The sequence below is a fragment of the Pseudomonas sp. NFX224 genome (assembly GCF_048565165.1).
Taxonomy (GTDB): domain Bacteria; phylum Pseudomonadota; class Gammaproteobacteria; order Pseudomonadales; family Pseudomonadaceae; genus Aquipseudomonas.
In genome coordinates, this window is record NZ_CP183416.1 from 5,971,120 (window position 1) to 5,991,013 (window position 19,894).

At 60.4% G+C, this 19,894-nt stretch carries 16 protein-coding genes and 3 pseudogenes; 7 read left to right on the forward strand and 12 right to left on the reverse strand.

The genetic code is table 11. The features are described 5' to 3' along the window. Positions 1-96: 96 nt before the first annotated feature. Positions 97-1,722, forward strand: coding sequence for a methyl-accepting chemotaxis protein (locus ACNYC6_RS27335; protein WP_419710025.1), 1,626 nt, complete (start codon positions 97-99; stop codon positions 1,720-1,722). A 13-nt stretch (positions 1,723-1,735) separates the two neighbouring features. Here the strand turns inward: ACNYC6_RS27335 and ACNYC6_RS27340 are convergent, their stop codons facing one another. The 4 genes from ACNYC6_RS27340 to ACNYC6_RS27355 form a co-directional block, all read right to left on the reverse strand. After that, a complete protein-coding gene (locus ACNYC6_RS27340) occupies positions 1,736-2,767 on the reverse strand; it encodes an NAD(P)/FAD-dependent oxidoreductase (protein WP_419710026.1) in 1,032 nt (343 codons plus the stop codon). After that, positions 2,754-4,925: a hypothetical protein gene (locus ACNYC6_RS27345; protein WP_419710027.1), complete on the reverse strand. Its 2,172-nt coding sequence runs from the start codon at positions 4,923-4,925 to the stop codon at positions 2,754-2,756. The genes ACNYC6_RS27340 and ACNYC6_RS27345 overlap by 14 nt, the downstream gene beginning before the upstream one ends. A 273-nt stretch (positions 4,926-5,198) precedes the next feature. Then, positions 5,199-6,512 (reverse strand): ATP-binding protein, encoded by a 1,314-nt coding sequence (locus ACNYC6_RS27350; protein ID WP_419710028.1) that lies wholly within the window; start codon positions 6,510-6,512, stop codon positions 5,199-5,201. Then, complete coding sequence (locus ACNYC6_RS27355) at positions 6,509-7,249, reverse strand: response regulator (protein WP_056856876.1); 741 nt, start codon at positions 7,247-7,249, stop codon at positions 6,509-6,511. The genes ACNYC6_RS27350 and ACNYC6_RS27355 overlap by 4 nt, the downstream gene beginning before the upstream one ends. A 305-nt stretch (positions 7,250-7,554) precedes the next feature. On the opposite strand from ACNYC6_RS27355, the gene ACNYC6_RS27360 reads away from it, so the two are divergent. Together ACNYC6_RS27360 and ACNYC6_RS27365 are read left to right on the forward strand one after the other, a co-directional pair. Further along, positions 7,555-7,818: a DUF2790 domain-containing protein gene (locus tag ACNYC6_RS27360; protein ID WP_419710029.1), complete on the forward strand. Its 264-nt coding sequence runs from the start codon at positions 7,555-7,557 to the stop codon at positions 7,816-7,818. A 155-nt stretch (positions 7,819-7,973) separates the two neighbouring features. Beyond that, positions 7,974-9,188, forward strand: coding sequence for a cytochrome c biogenesis protein DipZ (locus ACNYC6_RS27365; RefSeq protein ID WP_419710030.1), 1,215 nt, complete (start codon positions 7,974-7,976; stop codon positions 9,186-9,188). A 2-nt stretch (positions 9,189-9,190) separates the two neighbouring features. On the opposite strand, the gene ACNYC6_RS27370 is transcribed toward ACNYC6_RS27365, so the two are convergent. Both ACNYC6_RS27370 and ACNYC6_RS27375 read right to left on the reverse strand, forming a co-directional pair. After that, on the reverse strand, positions 9,191-9,955 hold the full coding sequence (locus tag ACNYC6_RS27370) for an S-type pyocin domain-containing protein (protein ID WP_419710031.1): 765 nt from the start codon (positions 9,953-9,955) through the stop codon (positions 9,191-9,193). A 192-nt stretch (positions 9,956-10,147) separates the two neighbouring features. Then, on the reverse strand, positions 10,148-11,122 hold the full coding sequence (locus ACNYC6_RS27375) for an AraC family transcriptional regulator (RefSeq protein ID WP_419710032.1): 975 nt from the start codon (positions 11,120-11,122) through the stop codon (positions 10,148-10,150). 181 nt (positions 11,123-11,303) lie between these two features. On the opposite strand from ACNYC6_RS27375, the gene ACNYC6_RS27380 reads away from it, so the two are divergent. Both ACNYC6_RS27380 and ACNYC6_RS27385 read left to right on the forward strand, forming a co-directional pair. Then, positions 11,304-11,573, forward strand: coding sequence for a DUF4242 domain-containing protein (locus ACNYC6_RS27380; protein WP_419710033.1), 270 nt, complete (start codon positions 11,304-11,306; stop codon positions 11,571-11,573). A gap of 46 nt (positions 11,574-11,619) precedes the next feature. After that, on the forward strand, positions 11,620-12,432 hold the full coding sequence (locus ACNYC6_RS27385) for a class I SAM-dependent methyltransferase (RefSeq protein ID WP_419710034.1): 813 nt from the start codon (positions 11,620-11,622) through the stop codon (positions 12,430-12,432). Between the two features lie 66 nt (positions 12,433-12,498). On the opposite strand, the gene pcsA is transcribed toward ACNYC6_RS27385, so the two are convergent. Then, positions 12,499-13,221, reverse strand: a complete 723-nt coding sequence (gene pcsA / locus ACNYC6_RS27390; RefSeq protein WP_419710035.1) for a phosphatidylcholine synthase — start codon at positions 13,219-13,221, stop codon at positions 12,499-12,501. Between the two features lie 247 nt (positions 13,222-13,468). On the opposite strand from pcsA, the gene ACNYC6_RS27395 reads away from it, so the two are divergent. Next, the gene (locus tag ACNYC6_RS27395) at positions 13,469-14,218 is read left to right on the forward strand and encodes a tellurite resistance TerB family protein (RefSeq protein WP_419710036.1); all 750 of its coding nucleotides are present in this window, start codon (positions 13,469-13,471) and stop codon (positions 14,216-14,218) included. A gap of 5 nt (positions 14,219-14,223) precedes the next feature. On the opposite strand, the pseudogene ACNYC6_RS27400 reads toward ACNYC6_RS27395, so the two are convergent. Then, a pseudogene (locus tag ACNYC6_RS27400) lies at positions 14,224-14,391 on the reverse strand (cupin domain-containing protein); the annotation flags it as partial. Positions 14,392-14,531: 140 nt separating this feature from the next. Here ACNYC6_RS27400 and ligD point away from each other — a divergent pair. Continuing rightward, positions 14,532-16,484: pseudogene (gene ligD / locus ACNYC6_RS27405) on the forward strand (DNA ligase D); the annotation flags it as partial. 49 nt (positions 16,485-16,533) lie between these two features. Here the strand turns inward: ligD and ACNYC6_RS27410 are convergent. From ACNYC6_RS27410 to ACNYC6_RS27425, 4 genes and pseudogenes are all read right to left on the reverse strand, one after another. After that, positions 16,534-17,208 (reverse strand): DUF3313 domain-containing protein, encoded by a 675-nt coding sequence (locus ACNYC6_RS27410; RefSeq protein WP_419710037.1) that lies wholly within the window; start codon positions 17,206-17,208, stop codon positions 16,534-16,536. A 45-nt stretch (positions 17,209-17,253) separates the two neighbouring features. After that, positions 17,254-18,534 carry an OmpP1/FadL family transporter gene (locus ACNYC6_RS27415; RefSeq protein WP_419710038.1) on the reverse strand — a complete coding sequence of 427 codons (1,281 nt, stop codon included), beginning with the start codon at positions 18,532-18,534 and terminating at the stop codon, positions 17,254-17,256. A 214-nt stretch (positions 18,535-18,748) separates the two neighbouring features. Beyond that, positions 18,749-19,507: a FecR family protein gene (locus ACNYC6_RS27420; RefSeq protein ID WP_419710039.1), complete on the reverse strand. Its 759-nt coding sequence runs from the start codon at positions 19,505-19,507 to the stop codon at positions 18,749-18,751. Continuing rightward, positions 19,504-19,803: pseudogene (locus ACNYC6_RS27425) on the reverse strand (hypothetical protein). Before ACNYC6_RS27425 ends, ACNYC6_RS27420 begins: the two are co-directional and overlap by 4 nt. Between the last annotated feature and the right edge of the window lie 91 nt (positions 19,804-19,894).

Consider the following 19,894-nt stretch of genomic DNA (forward strand, 5'->3'; position numbering starts at 1 on the left):
AACAGTGGCGCCAGGCTGAAACGGTGCGCCTCTGAGCCAGCCTTTCAGTGATCCCGGCAAGGATGCTCGCCGCCTAAACCACCTGAGAATCATCCTATGTCACTGCGTAATCTGAGCATAGCGCCTCGAGCTTTCCTGGGTTTTACCTTCATTGCCTTGCTGGTCATCGTGCTGGGTGTATTTGCAGTGAATCGCATGACCGTCATTCGCCAGGCCTCGCTGGACATGGAAACGACGCAACTGCCCAGCGTCGGTTTTCTCGGCAACATGACGGAAAACGTGCTGCGTATGCGGATTCTCTCATTCCGGATACTGGTCAACCGTGACCCTGCCGCGTTGCAGGAAGCCCAGGTGCGTGTCGGCGTGCTGGTCGACAAGCTGCGCAGTGCCCAAGCCAGTTATGCCGCATTGCCGAGCCAACCCGAAGAGGCGTTGCTGTACAAGACATTCACGGCCACCCTGGACAGCTACATGCAAGCCCAGGAGCAGATGCTGGCGTTGTCGCGGCAGAACAAGATTGATGAAATGCGCGCGCTGATCAACACGCGGATCAAGGATGGCACCGACCAGATGGGCGAACAGCTCAACAAGCTGGTGGCACTCAATACCGACTATGCGAAAGCCGCCTCGGCTGAAGCGGGCGAGAACTATAGCAGCGCCATCACCGGCATCGTTGCAGTCGCCGTGATCGCAGCGTTGATGACCATCCTGCTGGCCTGGCTCTTGACCCGCAGCATCGTCACACCGTTAAACCGCGCCGTGCAGGCCGCGCAAACCATCGCCGAAGGCAATCTGAGCAAAGCCATCGAAGTCGATGGCAAGGATGAACCGGCGCGCTTGCTTGGCGCCTTGGCCACGATGCAGGCCAGCCTGCGCAAAACCATCGAACAGATCGCCGGTTCCGCCACGCAACTGGGCACCGCCGCCGAAGAGCTCAGCGCGGTAACTCAGGACGCGTCCCGCGGCCTGCAGCAACAGAACAACGAAATCGAACAGGCCGCCACCGCCGTCAACGAAATGACCGCCGCCGTGGAAGAAGTGGCGCGCAATGCGGTGTCGACATCCGAAGCCTCGAACCAGTCGACCCAGGCCGCCCGTGAGGGTCGAGACCGGGTGGTGCAAACCGTCGACGCGATCCAGACCATGACCCACGACGTGCACAACACCTCGCTGATGATCGAAGGCCTGGCGGCTCAGGGACGTGACATCGGCAAAGTGCTGGACGTGATCCGCGCCATCGCCGAGCAAACCAACCTCCTGGCGCTGAACGCGGCCATTGAAGCGGCCCGTGCCGGTGAAGCCGGCCGTGGTTTTGCCGTGGTGGCGGACGAGGTTCGGGCACTGGCCCATCGCACGGCGCAATCGACCCAGGAAATCGAGAAGATGGTCGCTGGCATCCAGAACGGCACCGGTGAAGCGGTGGCGTCGATGCAGCAAAGCAATCAACGCACCCAAAGCACCCTGGAACTGGCCCGCGCCGCCGGTGTGGCGCTGGAGCAGATCACCCAGTCGATCCATTTGATCAACGAACGCAACCTGGTGATCGCCAGTGCCTCGGAGGAACAGGCGCAGGTGTCCCGCGAAGTCGACCGCAACCTGGTGAACATCCGCGACCTGGCCACGCAGTCCGCCGCCGGTGCCAACCAGACCAGCACGGCCACTCATGAGCTGTCGCGTCTGGCGGTAGATTTGAATGCGCTGGTGGCGCGGTTTGTCGTTTAAGCAAGGCTTGCTTTTATGTCCATGACTGAATCCAGTCTGGCGGATAAGGATGAGTGGCGTAGAAATGACGCATCTGCGCCAGATCACGTTCAAACCAATCGTTGATCCAGCGGTTGTATTGCGCGTGTGCCGAGTACTGGATGGAAGGCTGTTGCAGGCAGTCGAACACGGCTTGCGCAGCCTGCATGCCGCTCATCAACGCCTTGAGTACGCCGTGGGACGCGGCCGGGTCGAGCAGGCTCGCCGCATCGCCCACCATGAAATAGCCTGCACCGGCCGTTTGAGTGCTGAGACGCCAGGACACGTCGGCGCCCAGCACCGGGTCTGACTGAGGCAAGCCGCACAAGGCTTCAGGCACGGTTCGGGGCGTGGACGCGCCTTCGCTGAAAGACAGGCGCGTCCAGTGCAGGCGATGACTCTCGACTTGTGCCACCCACGTCCAGCCGTGGGCATCGGCCTGCAGGCGTGGCGCGTGCGCATAAGTCTCAAGGTTGCCAATCAGATAACCATACCGGGCCACCAGCAGCGGTGAACAACGCCGGACCGTCAGTCGGGATTGGCGGTTCAACCAGCTCGCAACACCGCTGGCATCGACCACATAGGCGCTCAACAATGGGCCTTTGTCGGTTTCCACGCCCATCACCCGGCGGTCGTGGGTGAGCAGGCGCTTGGCCTGACACGGCTGCAATATGCTGACGCCGAGCGCTGCGGCACGCTGCAACAATGCGCTGTCCAGTGAGGTTCTGGCGATCTGAAATCCCTGCCACAGCCCGGCGGCGTCACCGCCAAAACCAATGAAGCGCGGCGGACCATCCCAGTGCACCCACTGGCCGGAAAAACGTACCGCGCCTGATGAACATATATGCGCAACGCCGAGCTGTTCCAGCAACGGTTCAATGGCTGGATGCAGGCTTTCGCCAGGACGAAACCGAGGAAATCTCTGACGCTCCACCAGCGCCACGCGCAAGCCGCGCTGCGCGCAACTGATCGCCGTTGCACAACCCGCCGGGCCTGCGCCGATCACCAGTGCGTCAAAGGGTTTCAAGCGCGATCTGCCAAGGTAGTTCTCCGTACTTGACCAGGATCGCTCGTTCACTGACCAGCAGGCTTACCAGGCGTTCGATGTTGACGTAGCGCAGTTTGAAATCAGTCGCCGGGGTCCAGTTGCTGCCGCGTTTGTACACGTGGAAGCGATGGATCCAGCCATTGAGCGACAGCCCGGCTTGTTGCTCGGCAGTGTCGAGTTCGGCGTCCGGTCGCTGCACCAGGCGAAATGACAACAATGGCCAATTGTTGCGCTGAACGGGGTCGGTTCCCGCCTCGAGCACGTTGTACACGCGGAGCATCGAGAGTACCCGGTCCTGGTATTGCCGCTGAGTGATGCGCCCGGTCAGTTGCAGGGAAAAACGTCCGTCGAGGGCCACTTGGGTGTAGTCGGTGTATTCGTAGGCGCGGTAGCGAACGATCGTCCGTCCTTCGTGCGAGATCAGTTGTGGCCCTTGCTGATCGTCCCAGGACGTTGCCCCGTGTTGTCCGATTTCTTCATCGGTTAGCGGGATAATGCTGTGCAGGCTCGATCGCGGCTCAAAGGTTCGGGCAGAGTCCGGCGCCACACCTGGCCAGTAGGAACCCAGCGCCGCGCAAATGCGCACGTCTTCGGTAAAAGGGCTGGCCATCTGGTAGCCAGACAGGGAAAAAGGTCCGCCCATGGGCGGATATCGACCGACTTCCCAGCCGGGGCCGAAGATCCCCGCTGCGGCGTCCGGCAACGAAGAAGGGCGGTCAACGTGGGTGTGTTTTTTTGAGGGTGATGACTTGGATTTGGCCCAGCGCGGCAATGCCACAATGGCCGTGACGCCGAGGTCTTCTGCCGAAAACGGCTGGTCTTTCAGGCTCGGGTTTGCGCAGTAGCGAACATTCGACAACGCCTCCAGTCGGGCATGCCAGATGTGCGGATCAGGCAGGGCGGGTTCTGTATTTGCCCAGTGCAAAAGTTGCCGCTGATTGCACAACGGAAAGAAATCCGGTGCGCCAATGACCGAGTACGCTGCTATCGAAGGCAACAATTTCTGCAGGGCCGGGCACCGTGCGCGGACCCAGCCATCGGCAGTACTGTCGTGATAGTGCAGTGCCCGATAACCCCCTTGTTTGACCCGTTCCGCGACACCCTCTCGATCGTTCAGATCCTCGAAGCGACCGTCCTCATCCAGACTGTGTCGACCGTGCACCATGCCCCCGGTGCCGGACGGCATCCAGAAAGACAACGGCTGCCCCTCGTGGCTGGCTGCTTCCACCAGTTTTGGCTGGTCTTGTGGCAGCAGCAGGCCAAGGCCCATATCCTCCGGGGTTGCCCAGTGTGCGAGATTTTCGGTAACGACAAAGGGCGGCTGGCTGATTTGCGGCTCCTGCCAGCCGGTTCCGCTGTGGCGCAGATGGATGTGGCGCAATTTCTCGTTGATCTGGTGGTTGTCCATGTCCAGCGTCAGGTCCATCCCGGCCAGGCATTGCGAACCGTTGAACAATTTGTGCAACGGCACCCAGAAATCCAGTTCTGTATCCCCTGACTGAGCGTCCATCGGCCCAAAGCTTTCGGGATCACCCTTGTGTTGCATGGCGATGTAGGCGCTGTACCGCACCGGCATGATCCGGATGCCGTACGGGTCGTTGTCGACAAATGGCAGAAAGCAACGCAGTTGCGCATCGTAGCGACAGGGAGCAGTACCCACCCGGGCGACGCCGGTGCGCGAGAAGCACAGGTCGGCGTGTTCACCGTGCACGGTTTCGGCGGCGTTGCGGTATTCGCTGGCAAACACCACCACACCCAGGGGCCTGCCCCCAGCCTGTTTGCGTAGACGCTCAAGTGAAGAGCGGCTGGCGGCATAAACATAATTGAGCACGGTTTCAATTTCGGCCGGCGTGGGGAACAGTCGCAACGGTTGGCCGCGCTCGTCGTGGGTCACCTCAGGTGAGGCCAACGCGTGATAGAGCAGGCTGCAAGCCGGCTGGGCCGGTTCAATCGCCCGGTGGCCGGCGCTGGCGAAATCTTCGAATCCGCGCAGGCGGCGGTCGATTGTCAGCGGTTTGATCAGTTCGGCGCCAAGGGGGACTGCCGTGATGTCCAGGCCATGAGCCAGCAGTAAAGAGTGCCAGCCGCCGGGGGCCAGCCGCGTGCACAAGCGGGACATCGATTGATGCAGGTCCATGGCGTCTTCCCGAATCCTGTGGAGAGGGATATCCCACAGGATTCGGAGGGCACTCGCTACTGTCAGATATGCCAGTAGTGACGAATGGTCAGGCGCTTCATTGAGCCTGGCACCGAGTGTCAGCTGTTTATTGGGCGCAAAAGAAATACCGCGTCAGGTGAAAGAAGATCGGTGCGGCGACACCGTTATCGATGTATCCGCTGCGCAGGATTCACGACTGCTTCGCAGCCGAACGCAGGCTTGCCCAGCGGCTACCAGCTCACGGTTTGGCGGTTATGGTTTCTTCAGTGTCAGCTCGGCGCACAAACCTCCGCCTTCACGATTACTCAACGTCAACGATCCCCCGATCGCCAACGCCAGTTGCTGCGCAATCGCCAACCCCAACCCTGTGCCGCCAGTGCTGCGGTTACGCGAATTTTCCACGCGGTAGAACGGCTCCATGACCTGGGCCAGTTCCGCTTCGGCGATCCCCGGACCACGATCCATGACCTTCACCGAAACGCTGCCATCGACTTTCTTTTCCACCAGCAACTCGGCGGCACCGGCGAACTTGAGGGCGTTGTCGGTCAGGTTCACCAGTACCCGTCGCAAGGCATGGGGGCGGGTGTCGATGACGGTGGCGCTTTTGCCACTCAGCTGCACTTCCTTGCCCACGTCCTGATAGTCGAACACCAGGCTGTCGAGGAAGGAATCCAGGTCGGTGCGACGGCTTTCTTCGGTGGCGCCATGCACGCTGCGGGCATAGGCCACGCCTTCGCGCACCAGATGTTCCATCTCGCCGAGGTCGTTCCACAGTTTGTCTTTTTCCACGCAGTCGTCCATGAACTCGGCGCGCAGTTTCATCCGGGTGATCGGCGTTTGCAGGTCATGGGAAATCGCCGCCAACAATTGCATGCGTTCTTTGAGGTAGGCGGCGATGCGCGCCTGCATGGCATTGAAGGCCTTGGCCGCATGGGCTACTTCGGTCGGGCCTTTTTCGTCCAGCAGCACCGGATGGGTGTTGGGGTCGAGGGTGTCCACGGCTTCGGCGAGGCGGGTGAGGGGGCGAATAGCGATCCGCACGGCCAGCCAGGTGCAGGCGATCATCAGCGCCAATTGCCCGAGCAATACAATCGGTAACCAAGGTGACAGCGGCTGCATCGAAGGTCGCACATCGATGGTCAGTGGGCTGCCGTCCGACAGTTTCAAGTGCACCTGAAAGTGCTTCCTCGGCCCCGGAATGTCAGTGAAGGTCATCGGGTAATCCTTGCCGATAGCGTCCTTGATCGAAGCCATCGCGATGGGCGCTTCGGGCATGTCCATGCCCATTGGCGTACCCGGCGAACCTTCATCGAGCAGATACCGGTAATTGCGTCGCTCCAGCTGTTGTAGCCAACTGGCCCGCTCGTCGACCGGCAAACGGTCAAGAATGGCAATGGAGGTCGAGATGTCAGTTTCCAGGTTGCCGAGCATGGTGTTTTTCGCGCTTTCATAGCGCTCGTAGTACTGCGCGCCGAAGGACAGCGCCTGGGCAAGGATCAGGCCGATCAAAAAAATCAGTGACAGTCGCGAAGCCAGGGTGCGCGGCCAACGCATCGACAGGTTCATGCGGGCGCCCCTACGATTTCCACCGGCAGCGAAAACACATAGCCCTCGCTGCGCACGGTCTTGATGTAGGCCGGTTCACGGGCGTCGTCCAGCAGGCGCTGGCGCAGGCGACTCACCAACAAGTCGATGGAGCGATCGAACAGGTCGGCGTCACGGCCCTGGGTCAGGTTGAGCAACTGGTCACGGTTGAGCACCCGCTGCGGGTGATCGAGGAACACCCGCAGCAGACGGTATTCCGCGCCGCTCAAGGCCACCATGGTGCCGTCGCCGTCAAGCAGGTGCCGGGCCGAGGTGTCCAGCTGCCAGCGCCCGAAGGCCAGCAGTCGACTGCTTTCGGTGACCACCAGGTTGGGCGGCAACATCCGCGTACGGCGCAGTACCGCGTTGATCCGCGCCAGCAGTTCGCGGGCGGCGAAAGGTTTGACCAGGTAATCGTCGGCACCCATTTCCAGGCCGATGATGCGGTCGGTTTCATCGTTGCGCGCGGTCAGCATCAATACTGGGGTCGCCTTGTGTTTGCCCGAGCGCAGCTCGCGGCAGAGCATCAGGCCGTCGTCGCCCGGCATCATGATGTCCAGCACGATCAGGTCCACCGGTGTGGATTCAAGGAACGTGCGCATCTGCCGACCGTCCGCCACGACCGTGGTGCGCAGGCCGTTCTTCTTCAGGTAGTTGCCCACCAGTTCGCGGATCTCGCGGTCATCATCAACGATGAGAATGTGATCGACGTGCTCCATGGGGACTTGCCTCTGTAAGTGGGGGATGTCGCACAGTCTATCGAGCCTTTTCCCGCTCGCCCGCAGGGGTTTGTATTGCAGTGTATCTGGCTTGTCGGTGGATACACACCGACGTAAAAAAGCGATTTCCCAGGGGGTTTGTATCGCTCTGTATCCCGACCCGGTTCTGATACGTACCGATTTACCCGCGCCTGTTCCCGACACATGCCGGATACCTCGCAAGCTTTAAATAGGTTCCATCGAGGCAAGCCCAGCTGCCTCTACCCAACGAACGATTGACCTATTCAAACCTTGAGGAAACCGCCATGAACACCAAAGCCATCTACGCCGCTTGCCTGTTTGCCGCCCTGAACATCTGCACCTTGTCGGCCCGCGCCGAAGCGGATGTCAGCGCCAAACCCTACACCTACGGCACGCAACTGGACATCCAGAAAGTGGTGTCGCTGAAACAGGACGCCGCGCCTTCTTGCGGGGTGGTGGATGCGCAGTTGACCTACCTCGACTCGCAAAGCAAAACCCAGGTCCTGGACTACCGCAAGCTTTCCGACAGCTGCAATTCGGACAACTGAGTCCAGCGATGTCGGTACCAAACCCCTGTGGGAGCCAGCCTGCTGGCGATGGCGGATATCAGCCGACAGCAATGTTGACTGTACTGGACTCATCGCGAGCAGGCTCGCTCCTACAGGGAATGTATGTCGCCCTCTCATTCGTAACAGGTGATCCTATGTTTCTCATCGCTTTCCTGGGCGGCATATTGACCGTCCTCAGTCCGTGCATCCTGCCGGTCGTGCCGTTCCTGTTTGCCGGTGCCGACCGCACACGCTCATCGATCCTGCTGACCCTCAGCGGCATGGCCCTGACGTTTGCCTTGGTCGCCAGTCTGGCCGTGGTCAGCAGCGAGTGGGTGATTCAAGCGAGCAACGCCGGCCGCCATGTGGCCCTGATCGTGATGGTGCTGTTTGCCCTGTCGCTGATTTCCGCCCGGGTCGGTGACTGGCTGGCGCGTCCGTTCGTGGTGCTGGGTAATCGCCTGGACCCGAACAGCCGCAAAGCGTCCGGCCCGTTGAAATCGCTGATGATCGGCGTCGCCACCGGCCTGCTGTGGGCGCCATGCGCCGGGCCGATCCTCGGCGTAATCCTCACCGGCGCCATGCTGCAAGGCGCGAACGCCGGTACCAGCCTGTTGCTGGTGGCTTACGGTCTGGGCAGTGCGTTGTCGCTGGGCGTACTGATCTTCACCGGTCGCCGCTTGGTCAATCGCTTGAAACCGTCGATTCCGGTCACTGGCTGGCTGCGTCGTGGCGCGGGTGTTGCGGTGTTGGCGGGTGCGGCGGTGATCTCCACTGGCGCCGATAGCGTGTTGCTCGCCGGCACCTCGTCGCAAGGTGTCAGCAGTGTCGAGAAGGGCGTGCTGGAAACGGTACCGAAAGTCGTCGACTACTTCGTCAGCAAGGTCAAGGCCGATTCCATGGACAACGCCCAGGGCGCCATGCCTGCGCTGAACGGCGCCGTGCAATGGCTCAACTCGCCGGAGCTGACCAACGCGTCGCTCAGAGGCAAAGTCGTGCTGGTGGACTTCTGGACCTTCGACTGCATCAACTGCAAACACACCCTGCCGTACGTCAAGGATTGGGCGAAGAAGTACGAGAAGGATGGCCTGGTGGTGATCGGTGTGCACACCCCTGAGTACGGCTTCGAACGCATCATCGACAACGTCAAGGACAAGGTGAAGGAATACGGCATCACCTACCCGGTGGCGATCGACAACAACTACGCAATCTGGCGCAACTTCGACAATCAGTACTGGCCTGCGCATTACATCATTGATGCGAAAGGCCAGGTGCGGTACACGCACTTTGGTGAAGGGAGCTATGACACTCAGGAGAAGGTGATTCAGCAGTTGTTGGAGGAGGCGAAGGCCACCGCTCCATCTGCATAATGCTAAAAAGGCCCACAGATACTTTCTGTGGGCCATTTTTTTGCCTCTGCTATAGGGTCACAGTGGATCAACTGCTTCATCTCCAGCACGGCCGGATCATGGATATTGCGATTCATCTCCCCGGCAATGTATTGCGCCAACTCCTCCATCATGTCCGGATGCGGGCAGGTTTTCGGAATGCAGAAGGAGATGTAGAAGGGCGGGATATCAGTTTCAGGAAACCACACCACCAAATCCTGATAGGCCGGCGGATGGACTGGGTTGTCCAGCATTTTTTTCGCGATGTCCGAAGGCGGATACACCCATACGGGTGGAAGCGGCTGAGCGTCTCTCAGGACCGGCATTGGTGCCGTGGTGCCAGGCGACAAGATTAATTTGGTGCCTTGTCCAAGTTCAATGACAAACCGCGCTCCATCAGCAGTGGCCGCAACGACCGGTACATTCTCCCAGTCCTTGTCTTTGCCGGTGTAGAACCCGTATGAGCGCGCAGAGTTATCCGGCAGGCGTTCAACATGAAGCCGAGCGCGAGTCTTGGCGCTGCTGGAGCCACCAATCCACGCCAGCGACTCGTTTACCGAATCGCTGCCCAACATGGCGAAATCACCGTACTGCGTCAACAGTTCAACAGGAATGAATCCGCTGGGGTTGCTGTAGTTGATCAAGCCGTCCGGCAAGTCACAGGATTTGGCGAACACGCAGCCTTTGGTTTTCGGCTTGGCTTCGGGAGTCGGGGGGCTTTGATTGCATCGGGCTTCATCGCGAGCCATCGCTTGTTCATGGCGCAGAATGTCCCCTTCCTGGCGACGCTTGTCCGCCGGGGTCGGCGGTCGGGGATTGCAGGCAGGGCAGCCACACATGAGCAAAGTATCCTTACTTTCGTCGAGAAACCGCACACTAGTGGCAAGTTCAATCCTGGGCTGTAGGGCCATTCCTAAATGCCCATCAGCGTCCTCTTGATTTCAGGGTGCGGCTGAAGAAGTAGCCGCCTGACACCGCCGCCACGCCGCTGGCGGCGCCCCATACTCGCGACGAAACGCTCGGCTGAACGCCGTATCGGTCTGGTAACCCACCTCTTCGGCAATGCGGATCAAGGAGCTGTTACTGCTGCGTAACAGGTTGGCCGCCAGCAACATGCGCCATTGCGTCAGGTACTGCATCGGCGAAACCCCGACCAATTGTTGAAAGCGTTCCGCCAGGACGGATCGGGAGGTGCCGGCGGTGCGCGCCAGTTCATCCAGGGTCCAGGTGTGGCAGGGTTTCTTGTGCAAGGCGTTGAGGGCGGCGCCGACGATCCGGTCGCTCACGCCCGCCAGCCACCCGGTGCGGCCCTTGCCGTGTTCGTGCATGTACAGGCGCAGCACTTCGATGAACAACACCTCGGCCAGTTTGGCCAACACGCCTTCGCCACCTGGTCTGGGCGAGCGGGCTTCGGCCAAGGCGTAACGCACCGAAGATTCCAGCCAGATACCGGCATTCGAACCGCGCACATTGACCCGCACCACCGGCGGCAGTCCGGTCAGCAACATCCCCGCCAACCGCGTATCGCACGCCAGATAACCGCACACAAGCCGCGTGACGGCGCCGCCACCGCCATAGCTCAACTGCCGTGGCCGGCGCGCCAGCACCTTGTCCAGCCGTCCGCCGCTGGCCGGTGTCAGTCCGGGCTGGGAACTCATGCGATGGGCATCGCCTTGGGGAAATACCACAACGTCTCCGGCACTCAACAGCAGCGGCGGGTCATCCCCCAGTTCGACGTAACACTCGCCCTCAGTGATTAAATGAAAAATCACCACCCGCTCGGCGTTCGGCTCCAGAAAGGGCGCAGCGGTGTCGGCACTCGGCGACTGATAGCACCAAGGCGCGGTGAACCGGGCGTTGATGAAAATCGCGCCGACCAGGCGAACGACACGCAGGGTCTGTGACAGGGCATCCATGGTGGTTTTCCCGTGCGGATGGATGTTCTCGATTGTGAGCCTGTTGTAGCAATGCGTGAAACCGCCGGACGATCGGACAGTGCTGGCCGACGATCGGGCAGGACGCCGTCGTCTCGCGGCGCGATAGTTGGCGCACAGGGTCTGCCGACCCTGTCATCAATAACAAGAATGAGAGGTTGCCATGCCTAAGTTCGTCATAGAACGCGAGATTCCAGGTGCTGGAACACTGTCAGAAAGGGATTTGAAAGCCGCTTCGCAAAAGTCCTGCAGGACCTTGCGCGATTTGCCGGAGGTGCAGTGGCTGCATAGTTATGTCACTGGTGACAAGCTCTACTGCGTGTACATCGCGCCAAGCGAAGAACAGATCCAGGAACATGCCCGGCTAAGTGGTTTTCCGGCCAATCGCGTTTCCCAGGTCATGAACATCATCGATCCCACCACGGCGGAGTAAGTGTGCGCCGGTAACTGATCCGTGTTTCAACCCAGAGATCGTCTCCATGAGTACACCCATTGATCTTACTGCCTTGAAAAACCGTCAGATGGCCGCTTGGGCCAGTGGCGACTATGCCGTGATCGGCACGACCTTGCAGATTGTCGGCGAGCAACTGGCCGAAGCCTGCGACCTGCTGTGCGATGAGCAAGTGCTGGACGTCGCCGCCGGCAACGGCAATGCCACACTGGCCGCTGCGCGCCGGGGTTGCCTGGTGACCTCGACCGACTATGTGGCCGCACTGCTCGAACGCGGCGAAGACCGGGCGAGGGCAGAGCGCCTCAACGTGACTTTTCAAGTGGCCGATGCCGAAGCGCTGCCTTTTGACGATGCCAGTTTCGACGCCGTGCTTTCGACTTTCGGCGTGATGTTCACCCCGGACCAGCCCAAGGCTGCGGCGGAGCTGGCGCGGGTTTGTCGGCCAGGCGGCCGGATCGGCCTGGCCAACTGGACACCGGAAGGTTTCGTCGGCCAGATGTTCAAGACCCTCGGCCGGCACATGCCGCCACCGCCCGGCGCGCAACCGCCCTCGCAGTGGGGCACCGAAGCCTGGTTGCACACGCATTTCGACGAGCGAAACTTCCTGGTCCAGGTGACGCGCAAGACCTTCAACTTCCGTTATCGCTCCACAGCGCATTTCATCGACACCTTCCGCACCTGGTACGGTCCGGTGCACAAGGCATTCGCGGCGCTGCCACCGGAAAGCGCCCTGGCCCTGGAAAATGATCTGGCGGATCTGATCAACCGTTCGAACCGGGCGGGAGACAAGTCGCTGGTGGTGCCGAGTGAATACCTGGAGGTGGTGATCACACGGCGTTAAAGCATCGCTCCTACAGGGATCGCGTGATGGCAATCACTCAGCCAGCCGCCAGCAGATCGGGTGGGTTCATTTCATCCGCGATCCATCGAACCACTCCAGCGCCGTGCGCCAGAAGCAGATCCCCAGGAAGTACGCCGACATCAGCAGCCACAGGCCCATCACCAGCGGGTTGATCACTGGATGATTGATCACCAGTGACAGACTGCACAGCAGCCAGATGGCGGTCACGGCAATGTTGATCGGCATGAAGCGACGCACGCGGAACGGGTGCAGGAATTTCATCCGGGTCAGCGTCAGCAGGGCCAGGCCGATCACGGTGAGAAAAGTGATCCATGGAGAGGGCGCGATGATGTACAGGCACAGCGCAACCACGTTCCACGCGGCGGGGAAGCCCTGGAAGTAGTTGTCTTTGCTTTTCATGTTGACGTTGCAGAAGCAGAACAGCGACGACACCAGAATCAACGACACCGTCAGCAGCAGCGTGTAGTCCGGCAGCGGGATATAGCGATAGATGAACAGCGCCGGAATGAATACATACGTCAGGTAATCGATCACCAGGTCGAGGATCGAACCGTCGAAACTTGGCAACACCGACTGCACATTGACCTTACGCGCCAATGCGCCGTCGAGACCGTCGACGATCAGGGCCACGCCCAGCCACAGCAGGCAACTGGTGGGCTGGTTATCGAGCAGGGCGAGGGTGGCGAGGAAGGCGGTGACCACGCCGGTCGCGGTAAAACCATGGGCACCCCATGCTTTGAGCCTGGCGATGTGTAGAGTTGAAATCACGGGGGCGTTCTCCAGAAAGTGAAGCAAGCCAGTCATCGCCCTCATCTGGCGGGCGGCGGCAAACCGGTTCGGGTTGCAGGTATCGACCGGGTATCCGGGAATAAGGTTCACCACCTATGAATCTTAGCTGGGCCATAAAGAAATACCGCGGATTAATCTGCGGTGTGTCAGCCAAACGGTGGTGGCGCAATTACCGGCGAGGTCTATCGTTGCCTGACGGATCACTCCCTTCGATGAGGACGTCGTCATGAACACCAGCGATCTGCTCGAACAATTACTGCGGGCCGGCCAGGGCTCGATGTCGCAACAGGGCGGCGGTGGGGCGTCGGCTCAAGGGGGCCTCGGTGACCTGGGCGGGTTGCTCGGTGGCCTGCTCGGTGGCGGTGGCGGCGCCAGCAGTGGCGGGGGCGGTGGAATGGGGGGCTTGGGTGGTTTGCTCGGCGGCCTGCTCGGTGGCGGTTCGCCGATGGGCGGTGCACCGCAACCACGTTCCGGTGGCGGCACCAACTATGCCGCGCTCGCGTCACTGGGGATGATGGCGTTCCAGGCGTATCAGGCGTGGCAACGCAGTCAGGCCTCGCAGCAACAGCAGGCGCCGCAACAGGCGATGCGCACGGTAGATATGTTGGCCGGGCCGGAAATCGAGGAACACAGCCATGCGATCCTGCGTGCATTGATTGCGGCGGCCAAGGCTGATGGCCGGTTTGACGACGCTGAAAAACAGCTGATCAATGCAGAAATCGCCCGCCATACCGATGACCCGCAATTGCAGCAGTGGCTGGACGATGAAGTCGCCAAACCGCTGGACCCCGCCGACGTGGCGCAGTCGGCGACTGACCCTGGCATGGCTGCCGAAATGTACCTGGCGAGCGTGATGCTGGTGGACGATCAGCAGGATGCCGAGCGCAGCTATCTGGATGAATTGGCGGCGGCGCTGCAAATCGAGCCGGATTTGCAGGTGCATCTGGAGCAGCAGGCCAAGGGCGGGGCTGTATGACCAGATTAAGAACCCTGTGGTTTCGGCACCAGAAACGTCACACCAAAACGCTCGGCCACTTCAAATATCCGCGGTAGATCTTCGGGCACCTTGAACTGATCCATCGCCGTAAAAAACTGCCCGCCGCGAGGATCGGACACCACGCCGATCATCTTCGCGGTGGTGCTGATGTTATGCGCTTGCAAGCCCGCCACCGGGCCGTCTGTCCGGGCAGTTTCGATGCCGATGGAATTTTTCTGCGCGCCGTTCGCTCTGCTGAGGAAGGGACATGCTGATTCGGCACCCTGCAGCGAACCGCAGGTGATACATGAATAAATCCACGCCCCTGACCGGCGCGCACAAAGCCAGACTGCCTCAGCAGATCAAACCGCAACTGGCGACGCTGGTGGAAAAAGCACCCGACGGATCGTGGAGCTACGAGGTCAAGTTCGACGGCTATCGGATCATGGCGCGCATCGACCACGACGAGGTCAAACTCTTCACGCGCAATGGCCATGACTGGACTCACAAGTTGCCCGGTCAGGCCAAGGCATTGGCCGGCCTGGGCCTTGAATCGGCGTGGCTCGACGGTGAGATGGTGGTGACGGATGAAGAGGGCGTACCGGATTTTCAGGCCCTGCAAAATGCGTTCGACGTCGGCCGCAGCGGCAGCATTCTTTATTACCTGTTCGATCTGCCGTACCTCAACGGCGTGGATTTGCGTGAAGTGCCGGTCGAAGAGCGACGGGCCGCGCTGGCGACCGTGCTCAAAACCGGCAAAGACCCGTTGCTGCGTTTTTCCGAAGCCTTCGGCGAAGACCCGGAAGCCTTGCTCAACAGCGCCTGCCAGATGCGCATGGAAGGGTTGATCGGCAAACGCCTGGGCACGCCTTACGTGTCCCGGCGCAGCAGCGACTGGATCAAACTCAAGTGCAAGCATCGACAGGAATTCGTGATTGTCGGTTTCACCGATCCCAAGGGCTCACGCAGTGCGTTCGGTGCGTTGCTGTTGGGCCTGCATGACCGCGACAGTGGTGAATTACGCTACGCCGGCAAGGTCGGCACCGGCTTCACCGAGGCCACCCTGGGCAGCATCCATGCGCAACTCAAACCCTTGCAGACCAAAAAACCGACGGTGGTCAACCCGCCCAGTGGTGTCGAGCTCAAGGGCGTGCACTGGCTCAAATCCGAGCTTCTGGCCGAAGTGGCTTTTGCCGAAATGACCAAGGACGGGTCGGTGCGACATGCGGTGTTCCATGGCCTGCGTGACGACAAGCCTGCCAAGGACATCACTGAGGAGCGTGCAACCGACATGAAAACCACCTCCGCGAAAAAGCCAACCGCCAAGCCATCCACGGCGAAAAAGAAAGCTGAAACGGCGCCTTCGCAGATCGGCCTGGATCAGGGAAAGGTGCGGATCACTCACCCGGACCGGGTGATCGACGTCACGAGCGGCACCACCAAAGTGCAACTGGCGGAGTACTACGCCAGCGTTGCCGAGTGGATTTTGCCGCAGCTCAAGGATCGCCCGGTGGCGCTGGTGCGTGCGCCGGACGGCATTGGCGGCGAATTGTTTTTCCAGAAAAACGCCGAGCGCCTAGCGATCCCCGGCATCACCACGCTGGACCAGAAGCTCACAGGCCAGCCAATGATGGTGATCAACAACGCCGAAGCGCTGGTCGGCGCGGTGCAGATGAGCACGGTGGAACTGCACACCTGGAACGCCACCTCGGGCAATCTCGACAAGCCCGATCGCTTCGTCCTCGATCTCGACCCGGACCCGGCGCTACCGTGGAAACGCATGATCGAGGCCACGCAGTTGACCCTGACGGTGCTCGATGAACTGGGGCTCAAGGCCTTTCTCAAAACCAGCGGCGGCAAGGGCATTCACCTGGTGGTGCCGCTGACCCGCAAGCTCGGCTGGGAAGAGGTCAAGGATTTCAGCCACGCCATTGTCAGTCACATGGCGAAGATGCTGCCGGAGCGTTTTTCCGCGGTGTCGGGGCCGAAGAACCGGGTGGGGCGGATTTTCATCGATTACCTGCGCAACGGGTTGGGCGCCACGACCGTCTGTGCCTATGCCGCACGCACCCGCGAAGGGCTGCCGGTGTCGGTGCCGATTTATCGTGAGGAGGTGGCCGAGCTCAAGGGCGGCAATCAGTGGAACATACACAACGTGCATGAGCGCCTGGCCGAAGTGGGCGACGGGCCGTGGGCGGAGCTGAAGAAAACCCGGCAGACGATTACTGCGCAGATGCGTCGGCGGGTGGGGATGAAGAAGACGTGATGGTCCGATTTTGTAGCCGCTGGCGAAGCCAGCGGCTACACGTCCTCGATTACTTCATGAACGCCTGGAAGTCAGAGCCCAGCTTGTCGATCGCTGCCTTGAAGTCCTGGGCAGTGATTTTCTGTTTGTCATTGTCCAGTGTTGTACCGAACACCTTGCGGACTACCTTGGCCATGGTCTGGTTGTTTTTCGCGTCGATGAACTCGGCCTCGATATACAGTTCGGTGTCTTCGTCCCTGATACCGGTGGCTGCGGAAACACCGCCCACGACCGCGGCGATTGGCACCACTTCATACCAGTGCATGCCCTCAGGCGAGGCGCTTACGCCGGTAATCGCTGCACGCATGACCAGGGTTTTTGCGCCCGCCGGCGCCGCGCTCGGGCTGGAAACGACCTGATAGTGCTGGCCCAGTGTGCTCTTGGCCTTGTTGGTCATGTAGTTCTGAATGTCGGTCAGCGTCTGTTGGTTGACCCGCTCATTGGGTTTGGGCGCCGGGTACATTTCCAGACGGGTGAACGCTACGGTGTCGTAGGCATGCGGGTTCCACGCCGGGCTTACCCAACGCATGGTGGTTCCGCCGCTGGGCGTTTCGACTTCCTGCAGGTTGTTGTAGTTGGACAGGTAGCCGGAGTACTGCTCTTTCTCGGTCACTTTCGAGGTGCAGCCACCGAGCAGTAGCCCGGACAATGCGACGCCGATTAGCAAGTTTCGGGACAGGTTCATAGTGCGGTGTACTCCTTGGGAAAAGTCGTTTTTTATCGCGGAAAATCAGAAACGCCAGGTCATGTTGCCGGTCACTGTTTGAATCCAGGCATTGTCGAACTGGCCGGAAATGCGGTTACCTGATAGGGATTTGGTCTGGTCCACAGGCATGTCGCCCATCCAGATCATGGCCCAACTGACGTTGACATCTGTGTCCTTGTTCAGCGCATAAGTGGCCCCTGTTGCCAGACGCCAGGTTTCGGCCATGGGAACGGTCACGGTGCGATCGCTATCCGACACGGCGCTGCTGTCGTAAGCCACGCCGACGTTCCACAGCCATTGCGGTGTAGCCTGGTACTGCGCGCCTAGCGAGAGGTGCCAGGTGTCCTTGAAGTTGGCATCCAACGTGGTCGATCGGGCATCGGAGGCCGAGGTGTCGATTTGCGCTGCGATCTGGCCGAACTCTGACCAGTCTTGCCAGTTGACGGACGCGAGCAGCGCCCATCGCGGGTCCAGTTGCTGGAACAGACTCAAGGTGAGTGTTTGGGGCACGGTGATATCCAGTTCGGTCTTTGCACCGTCCAGGCGTTGCAGCAAGGGACCGTCGCCCTTGACGTCAAGACCGTCCTCGAACTCCAGATCGATCTTGCTGGTATAGGTCAGGCCGATACGGGTGCCGGGCTGTGGGGCATAGATGACGCCCACGTTGGCGCCGAACCCCCAGTCATTGTCCTTGTACTTGTACTGACCGTCACCCCGATCGGTCAGGCCGAACGGCGAGCGATCGATGGCCGTTTGCGCTTGCAACATGCCGTACATGGCTTTTACGCCAACGCCCACCGACCATTGTTCATTGAAGCGATACGCCACGCTGGGCACCATCGACAACCCGAGCAGGCTGGAATTCTGCGCGAAGTAGCGTCCGGACCAATCGTTGTCGTAATTGACGGCCAGGCCGAAATCGCCGTACTGGCCAAAGCCGACGCTCCAGTGATCGTCCAGTTCATGGCTGACGAAAAAACTGGCGCCGGGCATTGGGTCAAGGGCGCCGCCACTGCCGCTGCCCGGCACGTTGGTGTCGTCGTCGCGATTGAATTTGAGGTTGCCGTAGAGGACCTGCAAGCCGCCGGTGATTTGCGTGCCCGGCAGGTAACTCATGCCTGCCGGATTGCTGGCAATGGTCGAAGGGCCCTGAGCCCTGGCGGCGGCCCCCGCGTTGGCCAGGCCGACGTTATCGGTGCCGATTTCGTAAAGCATGATGCCGCCCGCGAAAGCGTTCTGGCAGCACAAGGTAAGCAGTGTAAAGGTGGGAAGGACTGTTGTTCTCAGTGGTCTTTTGACACCCATAAAGCGATCCCCTGGCGATGCTTCCAATGCATTGAGCTCTCCGCGAAAAGAGTAGGTTTTAATTGGAAAATCGCCAGTATTAATTGCCCGGCGATGGCCGTTATTGACTGCCATCGCCGGTTTTTCGCTAAGCCTGCGTCAGAAACGATAGTTGAGTCCCTGCGTCAGCGAACGCTGAGGTGCCGGTTGCCGACCCCCATTCCTCCCTCGACAATTATTTTTTCGTCGCGTTGCGCCGCACATGAAGGGTGCCATCGAATTCGCTGTTGAGGCTGACTGGCACAATGCTCGGCAAAAGCTTGAGCAAGTCCTCGACGTTGCGGCTATCGAACACGCCGCTGATCGGCAGGCTGGCGAGGCTGGGATCATCAAGGATAATAGCCTGCTTGCGGTAGCGCTGAATCTGCATCAGGGCATCGGCCAGTGGCGTGCGTTCGAAAATCAATCGACTGTCCTTCCAGGCAATCGCCGCGTCGGTGTCGACGGCGATGGGCTGTTGCAGCAGATGCTGTCGCACATCGACCTGCTGCCCCGGCACGAGTTGAACGCTGTGTTTGGCTGCCGTTGTGTCGTTCACGTTAACGGCACCGCGTACCAGCGTCACCCGCACCGCATCCTCAAGATGACTGACACTGAACAGCGTGCCCAACACGTTGACTTGTGCGCCACCGGCGTCGACCCGGAAAGGACGCACAAGCGTCTTGGACACATCGAACAGCGCCTGCCCGGCTTGCAGTTGCACACGCCGTGAGCGTAGATGCCAGGCGACTGTGGCGCGGCTGTCGCTGTCCAGGGTCATGCGGCTGCCGTCGACCAGTTTCACCCCCCGACGCTCGCCAATCACGGTATGGAACTGCTCGCTCTGGTAGGCCGGATCGAGCCACACCAGCCCTGCGCCGAGCAGCACCAGCAAGATCGTCGCGCTGAGTGTCTTGCGCGGTTTGCGCGGCGTTGGGGTGGGCGACTGACTCATAGGGCATGCTCCGTCTCAGCCAGCACTGCGTGGCAGGCGGCCATTCCCGGACGCAGATGTTTTTCCACTGCCTTCAAGGAAATACCCCTGCGTGCGGCCACTTCAACTTGGGGAGGTTCATGGATTTTGTGCACGCCTTCCTTTTCGCGTTTTTCCAGCAGTTGCACGCAGACATCGTGTACCACTTCGCGAGCAAAACCACGATCACCAAAGCGCCGACGAACACGGTCGCCCCGTTCGTCTTAATGACGCACCAGCGTGCTGACCAGCGAAGGTTTGGTCGAGTCGAAAGGCATGAAAGACCCGAGGCGAGGCAGTACGACGGCAAATATAAATGAGAAGGCTTTTCATTCATAGGCTCGGCAACGTGGTTTGAGCGGCATGGCG